The sequence below is a fragment of the Agrobacterium tumefaciens genome (genome assembly GCF_017726655.1).
GTDB classification, from domain to species: domain Bacteria; phylum Pseudomonadota; class Alphaproteobacteria; order Rhizobiales; family Rhizobiaceae; genus Agrobacterium; species Agrobacterium tumefaciens_B.
The window spans coordinates 2748912-2764919 of sequence record NZ_CP072308.1; the positions used below are offsets into that span (position 1 = coordinate 2748912).

18 protein-coding genes are annotated in these 16008 nt (G+C 58.3%); 11 read left to right on the plus strand and 7 right to left on the minus strand.

What is annotated here, in order from left to right:
- The first annotated feature begins 279 nt into the window (after window positions 1-279).
- Window positions 280-801: a TIGR00645 family protein gene (locus AT6N2_RS13430; protein WP_063950726.1), complete on the plus strand. Its 522-nt coding sequence runs from the start codon at window positions 280-282 to the stop codon at window positions 799-801.
- 94 nt (window positions 802-895) lie between these two features.
- The gene (locus tag AT6N2_RS13435) at window positions 896-1612 is read left to right on the plus strand and encodes a helix-turn-helix transcriptional regulator (protein WP_144577173.1); all 717 of its coding nucleotides are present in this window, start codon (window positions 896-898) and stop codon (window positions 1610-1612) included.
- A gap of 38 nt (window positions 1613-1650) precedes the next feature.
- Here the strand turns inward: AT6N2_RS13435 and AT6N2_RS13440 are convergent, their stop codons facing one another.
- From AT6N2_RS13440 to AT6N2_RS13450, 3 genes are all read right to left on the minus strand, one after another.
- Window positions 1651-2808, minus strand: a complete 1158-nt coding sequence (locus AT6N2_RS13440) for a DUF2333 family protein (RefSeq protein WP_144577175.1) — start codon at window positions 2806-2808, stop codon at window positions 1651-1653.
- Window positions 2809-3031: 223 nt separating this feature from the next.
- Window positions 3032-3484, minus strand: a complete 453-nt coding sequence (locus AT6N2_RS13445; protein WP_209087392.1) for a pseudoazurin — start codon at window positions 3482-3484, stop codon at window positions 3032-3034.
- 113 nt (window positions 3485-3597) lie between these two features.
- Window positions 3598-4179, minus strand: a complete 582-nt coding sequence (locus AT6N2_RS13450) for a thymidine kinase (RefSeq protein ID WP_063950810.1) — start codon at window positions 4177-4179, stop codon at window positions 3598-3600.
- Between the two features lie 330 nt (window positions 4180-4509).
- Here AT6N2_RS13450 and AT6N2_RS13455 point away from each other — a divergent pair, with 330 nt between their 5' ends.
- From AT6N2_RS13455 to AT6N2_RS13470, 4 genes are all read left to right on the plus strand, one after another.
- A complete protein-coding gene (locus AT6N2_RS13455) occupies window positions 4510-5412 on the plus strand; it encodes a choline ABC transporter substrate-binding protein (protein WP_371417879.1) in 903 nt (300 codons plus the stop codon).
- Window positions 5413-5693: 281 nt separating this feature from the next.
- Window positions 5694-6545 carry a choline ABC transporter permease subunit gene (gene choW, locus AT6N2_RS13460; RefSeq protein ID WP_209087394.1) on the plus strand — a complete coding sequence of 284 codons (852 nt, stop codon included), beginning with the start codon at window positions 5694-5696 and terminating at the stop codon, window positions 6543-6545.
- A complete protein-coding gene (gene choV, locus AT6N2_RS13465) occupies window positions 6542-7588 on the plus strand; it encodes a choline ABC transporter ATP-binding protein (RefSeq protein WP_063950720.1) in 1047 nt (348 codons plus the stop codon). Before choW ends, choV begins: the two co-directional genes overlap by 4 nt.
- Window positions 7589-8128: 540 nt before the next feature.
- Window positions 8129-8449 carry an ArsR/SmtB family transcription factor gene (locus AT6N2_RS13470; protein ID WP_063950719.1) on the plus strand — a complete coding sequence of 107 codons (321 nt, stop codon included), beginning with the start codon at window positions 8129-8131 and terminating at the stop codon, window positions 8447-8449.
- Window positions 8450-8678: 229 nt separating this feature from the next.
- Here the strand turns inward: AT6N2_RS13470 and AT6N2_RS13475 are convergent, their stop codons facing one another.
- Window positions 8679-9866 carry a DUF3095 domain-containing protein gene (locus AT6N2_RS13475; protein ID WP_209087396.1) on the minus strand — a complete coding sequence of 396 codons (1188 nt, stop codon included), beginning with the start codon at window positions 9864-9866 and terminating at the stop codon, window positions 8679-8681.
- 282 nt (window positions 9867-10148) lie between these two features.
- Between AT6N2_RS13475 and AT6N2_RS13480 the strand changes: the two genes are divergently transcribed.
- The 4 genes from AT6N2_RS13480 (at window position 10149) to queF (ending at window position 13264) form a co-directional block, all read left to right on the plus strand.
- Window positions 10149-11255 (plus strand): branched-chain amino acid ABC transporter substrate-binding protein, encoded by a 1107-nt coding sequence (locus AT6N2_RS13480; protein WP_063950717.1) that lies wholly within the window; start codon window positions 10149-10151, stop codon window positions 11253-11255.
- Window positions 11256-11323: 68 nt separating this feature from the next.
- Complete coding sequence (locus AT6N2_RS13485) at window positions 11324-11725, plus strand: glyoxalase superfamily protein (protein WP_063950716.1); 402 nt, start codon at window positions 11324-11326, stop codon at window positions 11723-11725.
- A gap of 154 nt (window positions 11726-11879) precedes the next feature.
- A complete protein-coding gene (locus AT6N2_RS13490) occupies window positions 11880-12782 on the plus strand; it encodes a cation diffusion facilitator family transporter (protein WP_144577185.1) in 903 nt (300 codons plus the stop codon).
- Between the two features lie 17 nt (window positions 12783-12799).
- A complete protein-coding gene (gene queF / locus AT6N2_RS13495) occupies window positions 12800-13264 on the plus strand; it encodes a preQ(1) synthase (protein ID WP_004430149.1) in 465 nt (154 codons plus the stop codon).
- A gap of 25 nt (window positions 13265-13289) precedes the next feature.
- On the opposite strand, the gene AT6N2_RS13500 is transcribed toward queF, so the two are convergent.
- Both AT6N2_RS13500 and AT6N2_RS13505 read right to left on the minus strand, forming a co-directional pair.
- The gene (locus AT6N2_RS13500; RefSeq protein WP_209087398.1) at window positions 13290-14042 is read right to left on the minus strand and encodes a DUF2076 domain-containing protein; all 753 of its coding nucleotides are present in this window, start codon (window positions 14040-14042) and stop codon (window positions 13290-13292) included.
- A gap of 100 nt (window positions 14043-14142) precedes the next feature.
- Window positions 14143-14733, minus strand: a complete 591-nt coding sequence (locus AT6N2_RS13505) for a HupE/UreJ family protein (protein ID WP_209087400.1) — start codon at window positions 14731-14733, stop codon at window positions 14143-14145.
- A gap of 233 nt (window positions 14734-14966) precedes the next feature.
- Here AT6N2_RS13505 and AT6N2_RS13510 point away from each other — a divergent pair, with 233 nt between their 5' ends.
- Complete coding sequence (locus AT6N2_RS13510; RefSeq protein ID WP_063950712.1) at window positions 14967-15548, plus strand: ATP-dependent Clp protease proteolytic subunit; 582 nt, start codon at window positions 14967-14969, stop codon at window positions 15546-15548.
- A 72-nt stretch (window positions 15549-15620) separates the two neighbouring features.
- On the opposite strand, the gene AT6N2_RS13515 is transcribed toward AT6N2_RS13510, so the two are convergent.
- Entirely contained in the window at window positions 15621-15878 is a 258-nt protein-coding gene (locus tag AT6N2_RS13515; protein WP_209087402.1) for a pentapeptide MXKDX repeat protein, read from the minus strand.
- Between the last annotated feature and the right edge of the window lie 130 nt (window positions 15879-16008).

A 16008-nucleotide genomic window follows, 5' to 3' on the forward strand; every position in this document is an offset into this window, starting at 1 on the left:
CGCGGCTGGATCTGGTCTGACGTGTTACGGGCGAGCCGATAAGCGAGGACTAAAAAACATGACGATAAGAGTCAACATATTATATATGACTTTTTGCATCATGTTTTACAGCGGCGGGTAGTGTTGCAAAAATATGACATTTGTCGGCTGCGACAAAAATGGCGAGCCGCGCCGAAAAGAACACAGTGCGGTCAAAGTCCCGACATTGCTGCTTGCTAGGTGATTTGCAGCCAGTCTAAACATGTCGCGACAATAACAGTTTCTCAATCGGATACGGCAATGAAGTCTCTTGAACTGCTCGTCGAGCGGATCATTCTCTCCAGCCGCTGGCTGCTCGTGGTGTTTTATCTCGGACTTGTCGCGGCGCTCGCGGTTTACGCGTTTTCGTTCGTGCTCAAGTTTCTGAAGGTCGCCAAGAACGTTTTCAACTATGACGAAGCGGACATGATCCTTGCCATGCTTGGCCTGATCGATGCGGCGCTGGTTGCCAGCCTCATCGTGATGGTAATGATTTCAGGTTATGAGAATTTCGTCAGCCGCTTCGATGATGCCGATGCCGAGGTTTCGTTTCTGGGCAAGCTCGATGCCGGCAGCCTGAAGATCAAGGTCGCCTCGTCTATTGTCGCGATCTCTTCGATCCACCTGCTGCAAATCTTCCTGAACGCCAATCAATATACAGACAGCAAGCTGATGTGGTTTACCATCATCCATCTAGCTTTCGTCGTCTCGGCGGTCATGCTTGGCTTTCTGGAAAAGCTGATGGCCAAGCCAAAAAATAAACCCGAAAAACCGGCTTTGTAAGCAAACCTGCCGAGATGACGCTGCTGTCCCTGCTCACCCCCATTGCAAATCTGTTTTGTCCGGTCACCGAAGCCGGCCAGACGGGTGTGCGCGAATGGTGACGACAGAGCGACAGGCGCGGTTGTGCCAGGAACTTTCAGCGACAGCCGACAAGATAAAATGGCTAGAAGCCCTGCAGGAGGTAATGCGCGCCTTCGGTTATGCCTATGTCACGCTGATCCGGCTGCCAGGCGGGCAAAACTCGTTTTCCCTGCCGACGATCATTGAAAGCAGCCTGCCGATCGCGGTCGTCAATGCGATGACGCAAAACGGCGCCCTCGGCGACTGTCTTGTCATCAAGCGGGGAGCATCGTCGATGATGCCGCAATATTGGTCGCTGGAAGATCCCGCCCTTGCCAGTCCGTCGTTACTGGAGGCCTCGGACGCCCTGAAAGCCATGGGCATGACATCCGGTGTCATGCTGCCGGTGCACGACATGTCGGGCACCCGTCATCTCATGAACTTCGCGGGCGACCGGGACGTGTTGCCCCAGGCGTGCCTGAATGAACTGAGCATGATCGCGCTGCACGCGCTGCAGGTTTATGACGGCCTCTGCCAGGGCGGCGCCAAGGGGCGATCGCCGCTGACGAAACGCGAGTTGGACGTGGTTCGCTGGACAGCCCAGGGTAAGACGTCTGTCGAGATCGCCGACCTCTTCTCGATCTCCGAGCACACGGTCAATGCCTACATGAACAACGCCATCCGCAAGCTGGATTGCGTCAACCGCGCGCAGCTCGTCGCAAAGGCCATACGCCTGCGGTTGATCAACTAACCGGTGCACCCTGCGACTCTGGCTGGGGGACCAAGGGTCTATCGGTCGAGGACAGAGCGCAGTTCAACGAGGTTGGAGCGAACTCTCAACACGTAAAAGCCCATTGTCGCGAGATGCGACGGCATGATCCAGCCGCTTTCTTCACCATTGGAAATGATCGCCGGCTGGATGCGCAGCGCCGCGCGGGTTTGCGACAATGTATCGTTCCAGAGGTTGGTGAGGTTACGCTCGCGGATGACCTGCGCGAAATCCGATCCAGCGGCGGAGAGAACGCCGTAATACCCGTAGAGCTGGCCATAAGCGAACCAGAAGCGGTCATCGGCTCGGGTGTCAAACCAGCCGCCATTGTAGTTTTCCGAACGCTCACGCAGAATGGCGGATGTGGAGCCGATATCGCCGGCGATACGGTCGATGAACTGGATGAGGTTGTCGGCGCGGGTATCGAAGACGGCCTTGCAGGCGACGAGTTCGCCGTTGAACGCCTGGAAGCTGCGGATGGCGGCTCGATAATAGCTGGGCGTCGGTGTCTTGGGGCCGAAAGGATCAAGGCCGAAATACCAGGAATATTCGCTGAATTGCATGTTTCCACGCGCTTCCTGGAGATTGTTGTTGATGCCCGATGTGCCGCGCACGCGGCCAAGCGTGTCCACCAGCTCCACGGCAGTGCGGCGCACGGCCTGGTTCACGCCGCGCTGGAACGACGCCTTGTTATCGAGAAAGGGCGTGCTGTCCCAGTCCATACCGAAGAGGCCGAGACGATAGAGCAGCATGGAGGAAATCCAGGCGTTCTGATTGACATTGAAGTCCGTCAGGTCAGCGGCAGCATCGACAATGGCCGAGCGCTGGCAGACCGGGGCGGAGGTGTTTGCGGCAACACCGGTTGCACCGGCCGGCGCGGTCGGCGTTACGGCGGGCAGTTCCTGCCCGGGCGGTACGGTGCGTTCCTCAAGCTTGTAACGGGCGACATAGTCCGGATCGAAATTTGTCCAGACCTGGGTCTGCCAGACAAAGTAACCGTAAAAGCCGGCCAGCAGGATGACGATGAGGGCGATCGGCCCCTTGATCAGCCAGTTTCGACCGCTGTACCAGCCATGGGCCGCCATGAATGGCCACAGGAGCCAGGCGACGAGCAGACCGGCGGCTTTGCCGATGGCGCTGAAGCCTGCCTGAATGAGCGCGGTGATCCGGTCGATCATGTCGTCATAGTCTCCTCTGCCAGCTGGCTGGATGCTGGAACAACTGTTCCGTTTTCAAGCGTTTGGCGCCTGGCGCAAACCGCATGACCGCTTCCAGATATGTCCCGGTCAATCTCGATACAACATGATTGCGAAACTTTTCTCAACCTGCGGTCCGTGACGGATGCCGCGCCATCTCACGGCAGGCGAAGAAGCGGGGCGTCACGGATGCAGGCGGAGGAGCTCAGAGGCGAAGCTTGGCGATCTCGTCGTTCAGCCGGTCCCGGGCCTTTTTCGGCAACTTGCCGTTCTTGACGGCGTCCAGATTGGCCGGCGTCCCTTCGCCGACAACGACGAGTGCAACCATGCCCATGCCGAGATGCGGCGTGCATTTAACGACGTAAGCGCCTCCCTTCTCGACGGTGACCTTCACGGCTTCGTTCATCTTGCCCTTGAAATCGGCGACACCTTCCGGGAGCATCTCCTTGACGGCTGCGGCATCATGACCCTTGTCGACCGGGACGAAGGTGATGACGTCGCCGACGGCGGCCTTGACGGTCGCGGGCTCGAATACCATCGCCTGCCCGTCGCTGCCCTTGTTCAGCATCTTCACCTCGATTTCAGCAGAAAGTGCGGGAAGCGCGAAAAGGCACGCGACGACAGCGACGCTTGCAAATCTGGAAGTTCTGTTCAGCATTATCTTGCTCCTGAGCGAAAGCACATCCAGCTGGGATGTGTCGCTGCCGTTCTAGCGAAGGGCGGGGGAGCGATCTTTGCGAAAAATCAAATGCGGCAACGCGACGCAGACCGTTAGCCGCCGTTCACCGTCTCCACCCAATGGCGGCGGCAGAAGGATACATATTTCTCGTTACCCCCGACCTCGATCTGCGCGCCTTCCGTAACGACCTTTCCTTCATTGTCGAAGCGGGCGACCATCGTCGCCTTGCGGCCGCAATGGCAGATGGTGCGGATTTCGCGGAGTTCGTCGGCGATGGCGAGCAGTTCTTTCGAGGCCGGGAAAAGTTTTCCCTGAAAATCCGTGCGCAGGCCATAGGTCATGACCGGAATATTCAGCCGGTCGGCAATGTCGGCAAGCTGCCAGACGTGGTGTTCGGAGAGAAAATTTGCCTCATCAATGAAGACGCAGGCGACGGGCGCTTCGGAATGGAGCGCCGACACCTCGGCGAACAGATCGGTGTTTTCGTCAAAGGTGAGGGCGGGGGAGGAGAGGCCGATTCGCGAGGCCACACGGCCGACGCCAGCGCGGTGATCGAAAGCTGCGGTGAAAATCAGCGTGCGCATGCCGCGTTCCTGATAATTGTAGGACGCCTGCAGCAGCATGGTCGATTTGCCGGCATTCATCGTCGAATAATTGAAATAGAGTTTTGCCATCATCCACTCTCCGGACACCGTCGCGCTTTTCACTGGTACGCGCCAAACATGCTGATTCCGCATCAGCGTCTTTTGGAGGCGATGAGGTGGATTGAACAGTATGGCCGCTGGAAACACACAGATTTCTGGGGCCATCCGCTTTTCGACATAACGGCGCGAAATGCCGACATTTTCACGATTTTGTCGCAAACGAGGTCCGAAAGCACGCAAATGCACGCGAGTTGATTGTGGCCGGAAGATATTGATAATGGCGAGGGAACGAAAAAAAGGGAGCAAACAATGTTTGCAAATAGACGTCGCTGTCTGGTTCTGGCCGCAGCAATCTCCTCCATGACGTTCAGCGCGGCCAGTGCCGCCGAACCTGCAAGCTGTGGTACAGTGCGTTTCTCCGATGTGGGCTGGACCGACATCACCGCAACCACGGCAACCGCTACGGTGCTCTTGAAAAGCCTTGGTTATGAAACCGACGTCAAGCTTCTCTCCGTGCCAGTCACCTATACGTCGTTGAAAAACAACAATATCGACGTCTTCCTGGGCAACTGGATGCCCACCATGGAAGGCGATCTCGCGCCCTACCGCGCCGACAAATCGGTCGAGGTGCTGCGTGAAAATCTGACCGGCGCCAAATATACGCTGGCGACCAATGCCAAGGGCGCCGAACTCGGCATCAAGGATTTCAAGGATATCGCCGCCCACAGCGCTGAACTCGATGGCAAGATTTACGGCATCGAGCCCGGCAATGACGGCAACCGCCTGATCCTCGACATGGTGTCCAAGGACACGTTCGGGCTCAAGGATTTCCAAGTCGTGGAATCGTCCGAGCAGGGCATGTTGGCGCAGGTCGCGCGTGCCGACAAAGCTGGCGAGCCGATTGTCTTCCTCGGCTGGGAACCGCATCCGATGAACACGAATTTCAAGCTCACCTATCTGACCGGTGGTGACGAGGTATTCGGTCCTAATTTCGGCGGCGCGACGATCTACACCAATGTCCGCAAGGGTTATGTAGAGGAATGCGCCAATGTCGGAACGCTCCTCAAGAACCTGCAATTTTCCCTGCCCATGGAAAACGAGATCATGGGCAAGATCCTGAATGACGGTCTCGAAGGCGAGGCGGCGGCAACGGCGTGGCTGAAGGCCAACCCGGCTGCAATCGAGCCGTGGCTTGCCAACGTCAAGACCAAGGATGGCAGTGCCGATGCCCTGCCTGCCGTCAAGAAGGCTCTCGGCCTTTAAGCCGCAAGATTATGCGTGACTGTATCCGGCCTGCCCGTCAGGCCGGATCAATGGGAATAACGATGCCCATGCGTGCCCTTGCCTGTAAAATTTCAGACATGGACAGTCATGCGCCAGTGCCGCGTCCGGCAGTCCCGTTGCCGGTCGTCTTTTTCTCGATTGGAGCAATCCGGGCAACTGGATGACGACGCTCCGTATTTTGTTGTCTGCGCAATTCCCAAGGCAGAAACACAACGCATTCTGCCGGAATTGTTTTAGTTCACGAAAGGTCTTTTCTTACCGTGGAATGGCTCAGCGCTCCTGAAAACCGCCTGCCCGTCGGCAGATATGCCAAGGAGGCCATCGACTGGCTGACCGGCAATCTCGCATTTTTTTTCGACTGGCTTTCCTTCATTTTCCAAAGCGTCATCAACGCGCTGCTGTATGTGCTCCAAGCGCCGCATCCGCTCATCATCGTCGCCATCCTGACGGCGCTTTCGGCCTGGACGCGCCGTTCGGCCGGCATGCCGATCTTCACGGCGCTCGGCATGCTGCTGATCATCAACCTCGGCTACTGGAAGGCGACCACGGAGACGCTGGCGCTCGTTATCGCTGCCAGCGCTGTCTGTATGATCATCGGCGTGCCGCTCGGCATTCTGGCGGCGCGGCGCAAGTGGATCTATGCCGGCATGCGCCCGGTTCTGGATCTGATGCAGACCATTCCGACCTTCGTTTATCTTATTCCCGCACTGGTTTTGTTCGGCCTCGGCATGGTGCCTGGGCTGATCGCCACCGTCATCTTCGCCATTCCGGCTCCCGTTCGCCTTACCCGCCTCGGCATCATCTCGACGCCGCCGGCACTGGTCGAGGCCGCCGTGGCCTTCGGCGCTACGCCCTCGCAGGTGCTGCGCAAGGTGGAACTTCCTTTCGCTGCGCCGCAGATCATGGCCGGCCTCACCCAGACGATCATGCTGTCGCTGTCGATGGTGGTCATTTCCGCCCTCGTCGGCGCCAATGGTCTCGGTGTGCCCGTCGTGCGCGCGCTGAACACCGTCAACATCGCCATGGGCTTTGAGGCGGGACTTTGCATCGTTGTGCTTGCGATTGTGCTCGACCGACTTTTCCGGCTTCCCGGCGCGGAGGATGACCTATGAGTGACGCGATCATCTTTGGTAATGTCGATATTGTTTTCGGCGACCGGCCCGAGGCGGCGCTGCCGCTGATCGACAGGGGCAGCACACGCGACGAGATCAATGTCGAGACCGGTCTGGTTCTCGGTGTCGCCAATGCCTCTCTGAGCGTCAGCGAGGGCGAGATACTTGTGCTCATGGGGCTTTCCGGTTCGGGCAAGTCGACCCTTCTGCGGGCCGTCAACGGGCTTGCGCCCGTCGTGCGCGGCAATGTGGGTGTGAAGACCAAGTCGGGCTTTGTCGATCCATACAGGTCGTCGGCAAAGGCGCTGCGTGACCTGCGCATGCACACGGTTTCGATGGTCTTCCAGCAGTTCGGCCTCTTGCCCTGGCGCAATGTCGCCGACAATGTCGGCTTCGGGCTGGAGCTTTCCGGCGTACCGGAAGCAGAGCGCAAACGCATGGTCGCGGAGCAGCTGGAACTGGTGAACCTTTCCGCCTGGGCTGACCGGAAGGTGGGCGAACTCTCCGGCGGCATGCAGCAGCGTGTAGGGCTGGCGAGAGCCTTTGCCACCGGCGCGCCGATCCTGTTGATGGACGAGCCGTTCTCGGCGCTCGATCCCCTCATCAGAAGCCGTCTGCAGGACGAGCTTCTGGAATTCCAGAGCCGGCTGAAGAAGACCATTTTGTTCGTCAGTCACGATCTGGACGAAGCCTTCCGCATCGGCAACCGTATCGCCATGATGGAGGGCGGACGCATCATCCAGTGCGGAACGCCGCAGCAGATCGTCAGGGAGCCCGCCACCCCCTATGTCGCGGATTTCGTGCAGAACATGAACCCGATCTCCATGCTGACAGCCGCCGACGTGATGAAACGCGGTGTGGACGAGCGGAACGGGAACCTCTCCGTGGCGGCCACGGCTCTTCCCTCGTCGCCGCTTATCGATATTCTCGATGCGCTTTCAAAACACGCCGGCGCGATTGGCGTCGTCGATAATGGCGCGATCGTGGGCACGATTTCGGCCGACGAGGTCGTGGCGGGGCTGACGCGCCACCGCAAAAAATAGTGATTCGTCGTCTCGAAGTCTAAAAGGGCCTCCGCGTTGGAGGCCCTTTTTATTTGGACGAAATCTTCAGGGGCGCCAATTTAAACGTTTCAGTGGCGGGAAAGACTATTTTTGATATCATAAGTTATGCATTAAAATAATTACGAATAAAAATCATATTGCAAACTTGGAGAAAATTGCGCAATGTTAAGCAAGATTCTTGGTTCGCTACTAAATTTAAGGTGTTAATAGATTGCGGTGCCGAAATCCGGCGTCAAGCGTAATGACTGCAATGATCAAGTCATGATCGTTTATTTCTTGTGAATAGTGTTACTAATGCGTTTTTTATTATGTTTTTTCGAAAAATCTGGCAAAAATCCTATAATTTAATCGACGTATCTTAACTCGATAGTCGATGAACAATATTCTTTGGAAAGGCCACGATATAAGCAAGATTTAGGTATATACAAGTTGTTGAACGAATTATAAAAACTCCATTTGGAACACCTATAATAGCCACCATGACCGTCGTTTTTGGCTGTCATCAGGAGACTTGAGCGTATGGATAACCAATCTCTTTCGGAACATAGCATCGCCGCTGCAGACCTGCTGTCAGCCATGGCGAATCCCAAGCGTTTGATGATCTTGTGCACGCTGGTGGATACGGAAGTGCCAGTTGGTGTTCTCGCTTCCCAGGTTGGTCTCAGCCAGTCCGCTCTCTCGCAGCATCTTTCAAAATTGCGTGCCCAGCGACTGGTAAAGACAAGACGGGATGCGCAGACCATCTATTATTCCAGCAATTCCGAATCCGTCAAAAAAATCCTCGCCTCGCTTGAGGATATTTATTGCCAGACGCAGAAGAGCAGCAAGACCGCTGCCTGAGCCAACGGCCTTTTGATGGGTCGGAAGCAGGACTTGACTGAAACCGGCGCATCGCGCCGGTTTTCTTTTTTGCGTGTTGTCGGGCGCAAAAGGGCCAGGGATGGAGCGTAGCGGTCTCGTGGCTTTGTTTGATCGGCGTCGGCAGAGCGTTTCGCAAGAGGCACTGTGACGGGATTTGCGCCGGCGTTACCCGGTTAACGAAGAAAAATAGAGCTTGCGACGTTTCCGGTCAAACCGGGCGCGCCTGAAGCATCGCAGACTGCATCTGTTGTTTGAGATGGCTTGCCGCAGCCGCATAACCGCCATCGGCGCCATCGACGAAATGCATGTGGTCCCGGGAAAGCGGAGAGGGCACGATACAGGTCATCAGCGCGGCATCCTGCTCGTGCAGACCGTAATAGCAGCTTCCCGACAGACGCCCCTGTTCCAGCCGTGAGCGTATTTTTTCAAGCCGCGTGGCATCGATATCGACGGTCATCTTCAAACCGTCATCGAACTTTCGGAAATCCGTGTTGCTGGCGACCGAACGCCGGTAATTGGCGGCGTTGAACCGCCCGAGCGACAGTTTGGTGAGCCCGAGGATGTTGACGAGAAGGCTCTCGCTAAGAACCCGCATCGCGCGACGCGTCCTGCCCCATAAATCCTGATGCGCAGCACCGGCGCGGGCTTCCAGGCCGAGACCTTCGCCCACGAAACCGAGTTTCGGTCCGTCTTCCGGCACCGGGTGGCCGTGTCTGCTGTCCTGCTCGGCGAGATCGACAAGATCGATGACCAGCTGGCGGAATGCCGGCATGTCCTGCGACGGTCCCGGCACGGCGATGACCGACACCACCTTGCCATGGGATGCCGGGATGGGATTCCAGCGACAGGACAGTCCTGTCAGGTCTGGGCGCGCACCTGCGTCGGCTGCGGCGAGCGCATATTGCCCCTCCTTCATCCGGGCTTCCGCCCAGCTGTTGCCGCCACCCGAAAACATGGCGTAGGAAACGTCGTCGCTCGCCTGGAAACGGGCGACACGGATGTCGAAACCATTGTCGCGAATATCCTCGATGGGAACGAGCGCGACGCGCATCGCCAGGTCGAGATCGTCCTTTACCCAGCGCTGCACGTTGGAGAGCGCGGTGCGGGCGACACTCAGGCTCCGCGGCGGCACGGCAACGGCTGCGCCATCGCCGCCGAAAACGAAGGGCAGATCGTGACGTTCAAGACTGTTAGAGACAGCAGATATGACCGCTGCGCCAGCCATGTTGACCGCCTTGTAGCGACCGGTGCCGATCGCCGCCGTCGAATCGATGATATCGGCGATGGCCAGCGCCCAACCCGGCGGCAGGGCGCGATAAAGCGCAGGGTCTGCCACGTCTTCGAAATGCCGGAAGACGGGCAACCCCGCCAGAAATTCTTCATCTGCTGTAGTCATGGCATATTATCCTCCAGCAGCGGCAAAAGGCCAAGCGTTTCCGAACGGTCGAATGTGCAGACATGAGACAATTGCTGTCGATCCGGTGAAGGATTTACCGCTAATGGAGCTAATCCAGCAAAGGTGACTTGCATAAGGCATCAAACCTTCCGTATGAGTTGAGTGGAAGGCTCGGAATTCAAACATGGAACGGGTTTTCGCCGGAGGCGTCCGATAGCTTCATTCGGTCGACGCCCATGGCGCTCATCGGGGCGAGGCCCCCATTTCCAAGGAGACACCAGGATGAAACTGAAGACATTGACCAGCGTGACGCTCGCCGCGTCCTTCGCATTCGCACCCCTTGCCCATGCCGAGATCGTCATCGGCCTGATTGCGCCGCTCACCGGCCCCGTCGCTGCCTATGGCGACCAGGTCAAGAATGGCGCCCAGACGGCAGTCAATGAAATCAACAAAAAGGGCGGCATCCTCGGCGAACAGGTCGTGTTGAAGCTTGCCGATGATGGCGGCGAGCCGAAGCAGGGCGTTTCCGCAGCCAACCAGCTGGTTGCCGAAGGGATCCATTTCGTCGTTGGTCCGGTAACATCGGGCGTCGCCATTCCGGCGTCGGACGTCTTTGCCGAAAACGGTGTGCTGATGGTGACGCCGACGGCAACTGCGCCGGGCCTGACCAACCGCGGCCTGTCGAATGTCTTCCGCACCTGCGGTCGTGACGACCAGCAGGCCGAGGTTGCAGCGAAATACGTTCTCGCCAATCTCAAGGACAAGAAGATCGCGATCATTCATGACAAGGGCGCCTATGGCAAGGGTCTGGCGGATGCCTTTAAAGCAACGCTGAATGCCGGCGGTGTCACCGAGGTTCTCTATGATGCCCTGACACCCGGTGAAAAGGATTTCGGCGCACTGACGGCTCGTCTGAAGTCTGAAAATGTCGATATCGTCTATTTTGGCGGTTACCACCCGGAAGCGGGTCTTCTGGCGCGCCAGCTCAAGGATGTCGGTGCCAAGGCTGCCATTATCGGCGGTGACGGCCTGTCGAACAGCGAATTCTGGAACATTGGTTCGCAGGCCGGCGAAGGCACGATCTTCACCAACGCCTCCGACGCCCTGAAGAACGATGATTCCAAGAGCGCCGCAGAAGCCCTGAAGGCCGCCAACATTCCGGCGGAAGCCTTCACGCTCAATGCATACGCTGCCGTCGAAGTCCTCAAGGCCGGTATCGAAAAGGCGGGCGACGCCAAGGATTCCGAAGCGGTCGCCAAGGTTCTGAAGAGCGGCGAAGCTTTCCCGACCGCCATCGGCAAGGTCACCTATGGTGAAAGCGGCGACCTGACCTCGCAGGCCTTCTCGCTGTTCAAGTGGCAGGACGGCAAGATCGTCGCAGCCGAGTAAGCTGATCCTGACCGGCCGCACCCGTTGCGGCCGGTTTCGTTTTAGGACCTGAAAAGGATCGATGCAGGATGACCGATGCCGGGACGCGATTGGAGGGAGATATCGGGTTCGAGAAGATGTTCCCGATCATCAGGATATTCGACGAGGCGAAGGCGCGCGAGTTCTATATCGATTTTCTTGGCTTCGCCGTGGATTGGGAACATCGCTTCGGTGAGAATTTCCCGCTTTATATGCAGGTTTCCCGGGCTGGAATGGGCCTTCATCTCAGCGGCCATCATGGCGATGCGACACCGGGCTCGAACATCTTCGTCACCATGCACGGCGTTCACGCCTTTCAGAGCGAACTGGCGGCGAAGGATTATCGCTTCATGAAGCCGGGTGTCGAAGAATTGCCATGGGGCGACGTGATGGAGGTGACCGACCCTTTTGGCAACCGCGTCCGTTTCTGCGAACAGAAAAGCCGGCCGTGAGGCCTTGAGCGCCTCTGCGGCTCTTGACCTTTGCCATGGTTTGAACGATAGAACGCGCAAATAGCGAACCGCGCGCACGGGCACCCCGTGCGCGCGGTTCGTGCGTTTTGGGACTTGATGATGCAATTCGTTCGCATCCGCACGGGGACAGAAAATGAACATTGAAGGCAATGCGCTGGTCAGAAAGCTCGCATTCTGGGGCATCCCGCTTTCTTTCGGCGTGCTGGGCCTGAAGCTCGTGGCCTGGTGGGTCACCGGCTCGGTCGCGCTGCTGTCGGATGGTCTGGAATCCACCGTCAACGTCGTCGCGGCTTTCATCGCTTATTTCGTCATTCGCTACGCCCAGAAGCCGGCGGACGACGACCACCAGTTCGGCCACCACAAGGCGGAGTATATTTCCGCTGTCGTGGAAGGGGTGCTGATTGTCGTCGCGGCTCTCTTGATCGTGCAGGAAGCCTGGGGGGCGCTTACCAGCCCAAGGTTGCCGGAGGCACCGGTTCTCGGTCTCGTCATCAATGCGGCGGCGGGTGCGATCAATGCCGTCTGGGCAACGATCCTCATCCGCGTTGGGAAGAAACACACCTCGCCGGCCCTTGCCGCTGATGGCCACCATATCATGTCAGATGTCGTGACGTCGGCAGGCGTTCTCGTCGGGCTCATTCTGGCGCTTGCGACGGGTTATGCCATTCTCGATCCGGTGCTCGCGATATTGGTCGCCATCAACATCCTGTTCCAGGGCTCCAAGGTCATCCTGCATTCGCTGGGCGGGCTGATGGACCGTGCCGTGGAGCCGGAAGAGGATGAAGCGATCAAGAAAGCGATTGCGGCCAATTCCGGTGGCATTATCGGTGTCCATGATCTCAGGACCCGCCGCGCCGGTTCGGCCGCCTTCATCGATTTTCACGTCGTCGTGCCGGCCGTCATGACGGTGCGTGAAGCGCATGATATTTGCGACCGCCTTGAAGATGCCATAAGGGACGTCATACCGGGCGCCAGCCTTGCCATTCACGTCGAGCCGGAAGGCGAAAAAGCGCATGGCGTCAAAGTGATCGTTTAATTGAACAGGAGTTATTCATGTCCGTGACGGATGTTTCCGGCCTGTCGCAGCTGGGCACGAAGGTCGATACGCCAGAGAGCCCGGAAAAGGCCGTTCTCGAAAAAGTGCCGAACGGCAATGCCGGCACCGACTATGTCGTGCGCTTCACCGCGCCCGAATTCACCTCGCTTTGCCCGATGACCGGCCAGCCGGATTTCGCCCATATCGTTATTGATTATATTCCCGGCGATTTTCTGGTGGAATCGAAGTCGCTGAAGCTGTTCCTGCAGTCCTTCCGCAACCATGGTGCGTTTCACGAGGATTGCTCGGTCTATATCGCCAAACGGCTGGTGGAATTGCTGCAGCCGAAGTGGCTGCGCATCGGCGCCTACTGGTATCCGCGCGGCGGCATTCCGATCGACGTCTTCTGGCAGACCGGACCGGCGCCCGAGGGCGTATGGCTGCCGGATCAGGGCGTTGCCACTTATCGCGGCCGTGGCTGACCCGGCTGTTCAGGGGACAAAAAGCTCAGACGAACGAGCTGTCGTCGCCTGAATCGAAATCGGCATCATCGGCGCTGTCGTCGTAATCGGCCTGCTGGATATCGTCGTCATTGTTATCCTGCGGGTTGGCGCTGTCACCATAATAGTTGTTGATGACCGTTTCTTCGACCGGCGCATTGCCAGTGCCACTGCTGCCGCCGAAGGGCGAGCCAAGACCGAGCGACGACATGTGGCTGCCGAAGATGCCGCTTAGAGAATTGGCAAGCAACATGCCGCCTGCAACGCCGGCGGCGGTGCCGAGCGCGCCCTGCAGAAAGCCACCGCCGGACCGACCGGCCGCTGCTGGCTGCTGGCTCCACGGTCCACCCGGCTGCTGCTGGGCTGCCTGCGATCCCCACGGACCGGCCGTCTGTCCGGCGGTATCGTTGCGCCACGAAGCTGGCGCGGCGGCAGCAGGTGCAGGTGTCGGGGCTGGTGGCTGCGGCTGGCCGGTGCCGAAGATGGAACTGAGAAAGCCGCCCTGGGCGGCGGCCTGAGGGGCCGGATTGGCGCTTTCCAACGCGTGGATGCGTTCTTCGAGCTGCTTGATATGGGCTGCTGCCGCTTCCAGACCCTTCTCCTGAACGATCACCGCCTGCGCGAGATAATAGGGAGCTGCGGGCTGATCGCGCACGGCGTCTGCGATCAATGTTTCCGCCTCGCGGTCCCGCGGGGTGGCGGATGCGGCCTTGGTTCTTTCGAACAGGCCCTTGAGAAGCTGGCTTTCTTCCGGTGACATATGCTGCCTCCTTACCGTGAAGCGTAAATCCACGATAAGGAGGTAGGCCACAATTTTGGCTTTTCAAAGCGGTCCGAATTTTAAATTTCGGTAATGATCCTCAGCCGCCAAAGGCGAGCGAGAGGCCCGCAATCGCGGTCAGCGCGCCAACCGTGCGGCTGGCGACCGGGCCGAAGCGGGCGATGCCGAGACCGAGCGCGATACCGGCTAGATGCAGGATGGCGGTGGCGATCATGAAACCGAAGCCGAATTGCAGCGCGCCGGCGCTGCCGAGTTCGCCACCATGCGCGTGGCCGTGGAAAAGGGCGAAAGCACCGACGACGGCCGCCGCCGCTGCCGTGGGCAGCCTTGCCGCCATGGCGACCAGAAGGCCAAGACCGATAACGGAGGCGAGAATGGCGGGTTCGACGAAGGGAAGGCCAATGCCGTAAACCGCCATCAGGAAGCCCACGGCCATGGTGCCGACAAAGGCGGTGGGCACGATCCACAGCGCCTTGCGGTCATTGCGGGAAAAGGCGATCTGTGAAGCCCAGATGCCGACAGCCACCATCGCCAGAATATGGTCCGCACCGAAAAAGGGGTGCGAAACGCCGGCCATGAAGGAGCCGTGTTCTTCCGGGTTCAAATGCGCGAAAGCGGGCAGGGTGGTAACGCCGAGCGCGGCAGCGGCAAGGCTTAGTCTTTTCAGCATGGTTCCCTCTTAAGATTATCGCCGCCCATCTGCTATCTTGGGTTCCCGCAGCGTGCGGCACTGCAATGAGACGCCGACGATATCGCGAAGACGAACGAGCTGTCCATGCGTCATCTGCCGGGGGTGCTGTTTATTGTTCGGGCGCGAACCTTGTCTTTTTTGCTCATTGCCTTACGTAACAAGTCGCACTATGTCCGAAGGGCATGCAAGAATTACGCTGGAGAGAGCCGTTGATGAACGAAGACGAAGACGACAAGAGCAAGGAACTGCCGATCGGCAAGGAAACGGAAGCGAATCTTTTCAAGTCGCGTTCGATCTTCATCTATGGTGGCATCACGCAGGAACTGGCGCAGAAGGTCTGCACGCAGCTCGTGGCCCTTGCCGCCGCCAGCGACGACGACATTCGCGTTTACGTCAATTCGCCGGGCGGTCATGTCGAATCGGGTGATTCCATCCACGACATGATCAAGTTCATCAAGCCGAAGGTTTACATCATCGGTACGGGCTGGGTCGCCTCCGCTGGCGCGCTGATCTATGTTTCGGTGCCGAAGGAACGGCGCCTTTGCCTGCCGAACACCCGCTTCCTGCTGCACCAACCCTCCGGCGGTACGCGTGGCATGGCATCCGATATCGAAATCCAGGCCCGCGAAATCATCAAGATGAACCAGCGCCTGATCAAGATCTTCTCCAAGGCCACCGGCCAGAGCGAAGAAAAGATCGCCAAGGACATCGATCGCGATTACTGGCTGAGCGCAGAAGACGCCAAGGATTATGGCCTCGTCGGCAAGATCGTCGAGAGCCAGTCGGAACTCTGATCTTCTGACTTCCGTTAAAAAAAAGCCCGTGCCGATGAGAATCGGTGCGGGCTTTTTCCATTCAGGCTGGTGTCATTTCATCGTGTCACAGGCCTTCATCATGTCCGCTTTCTTCATCTTGTTCATTTCCATGCCGGCCTTGTGCATGCAGTCCTTCTTGCTGGTCATCGGCATCCCATCCTTTTTCATGGTCTCCATTTTCATGGTGTCACCATGCATGGCGTCTTTTGTCATCCCGCCGGTCTTCATGCCGTCGGCATGGACGCTGCCTGCGAAGGACAGCGCGGAGAGCATGGAAGTGGCAGCAATGGCGATCAGGGTGCGGGTCATGAAGGATCTCCTCTTGAAGTCGTTGAATGTCCGCCGGCAACGCGCCGCGGTTCACGATCATCCATTCGGACAGGACCGGCTGCTCGTTACATCTTCACGCGCTTGTGACGGCAAGTTCGGGCGAGATTTT

Coding starts and splice junctions, on each gene's coding strand:
- AT6N2_RS13430 (WP_063950726.1), top strand. CDS start 280: ATGAAGTCTCTTGAACTGCTCGTCGAGCGGATCATTCTCTCCAGCCGC.
- AT6N2_RS13435 (WP_144577173.1), top strand. CDS start 896: ATGGTGACGACAGAGCGACAGGCGCGGTTGTGCCAGGAACTTTCAGCG.
- AT6N2_RS13440 (WP_144577175.1), bottom strand. CDS start 2,808: ATGATCGACCGGATCACCGCGCTCATTCAGGCAGGCTTCAGCGCCATC.
- AT6N2_RS13445 (WP_209087392.1), bottom strand. CDS start 3,484: ATGCTGAACAGAACTTCCAGATTTGCAAGCGTCGCTGTCGTCGCGTGC.
- AT6N2_RS13450 (WP_063950810.1), bottom strand. CDS start 4,179: ATGGCAAAACTCTATTTCAATTATTCGACGATGAATGCCGGCAAATCG.
- AT6N2_RS13455 (WP_371417879.1), top strand. CDS start 4,510: ATGACGTTCAGCGCGGCCAGTGCCGCCGAACCTGCAAGCTGTGGTACA.
- choV (WP_063950720.1), top strand. CDS start 6,542: ATGAGTGACGCGATCATCTTTGGTAATGTCGATATTGTTTTCGGCGAC.
- AT6N2_RS13470 (WP_063950719.1), top strand. CDS start 8,129: ATGGATAACCAATCTCTTTCGGAACATAGCATCGCCGCTGCAGACCTG.
- AT6N2_RS13475 (WP_209087396.1), bottom strand. CDS start 9,866: ATGACTACAGCAGATGAAGAATTTCTGGCGGGGTTGCCCGTCTTCCGG.
- AT6N2_RS13480 (WP_063950717.1), top strand. CDS start 10,149: ATGAAACTGAAGACATTGACCAGCGTGACGCTCGCCGCGTCCTTCGCA.
- AT6N2_RS13485 (WP_063950716.1), top strand. CDS start 11,324: ATGACCGATGCCGGGACGCGATTGGAGGGAGATATCGGGTTCGAGAAG.
- AT6N2_RS13490 (WP_144577185.1), top strand. CDS start 11,880: ATGAACATTGAAGGCAATGCGCTGGTCAGAAAGCTCGCATTCTGGGGC.
- queF (WP_004430149.1), top strand. CDS start 12,800: ATGTCCGTGACGGATGTTTCCGGCCTGTCGCAGCTGGGCACGAAGGTC.
- AT6N2_RS13500 (WP_209087398.1), bottom strand. CDS start 14,042: ATGTCACCGGAAGAAAGCCAGCTTCTCAAGGGCCTGTTCGAAAGAACC.
- AT6N2_RS13505 (WP_209087400.1), bottom strand. CDS start 14,733: ATGCTGAAAAGACTAAGCCTTGCCGCTGCCGCGCTCGGCGTTACCACC.
- AT6N2_RS13510 (WP_063950712.1), top strand. CDS start 14,967: ATGAACGAAGACGAAGACGACAAGAGCAAGGAACTGCCGATCGGCAAG.
- AT6N2_RS13515 (WP_209087402.1), bottom strand. CDS start 15,878: ATGACCCGCACCCTGATCGCCATTGCTGCCACTTCCATGCTCTCCGCG.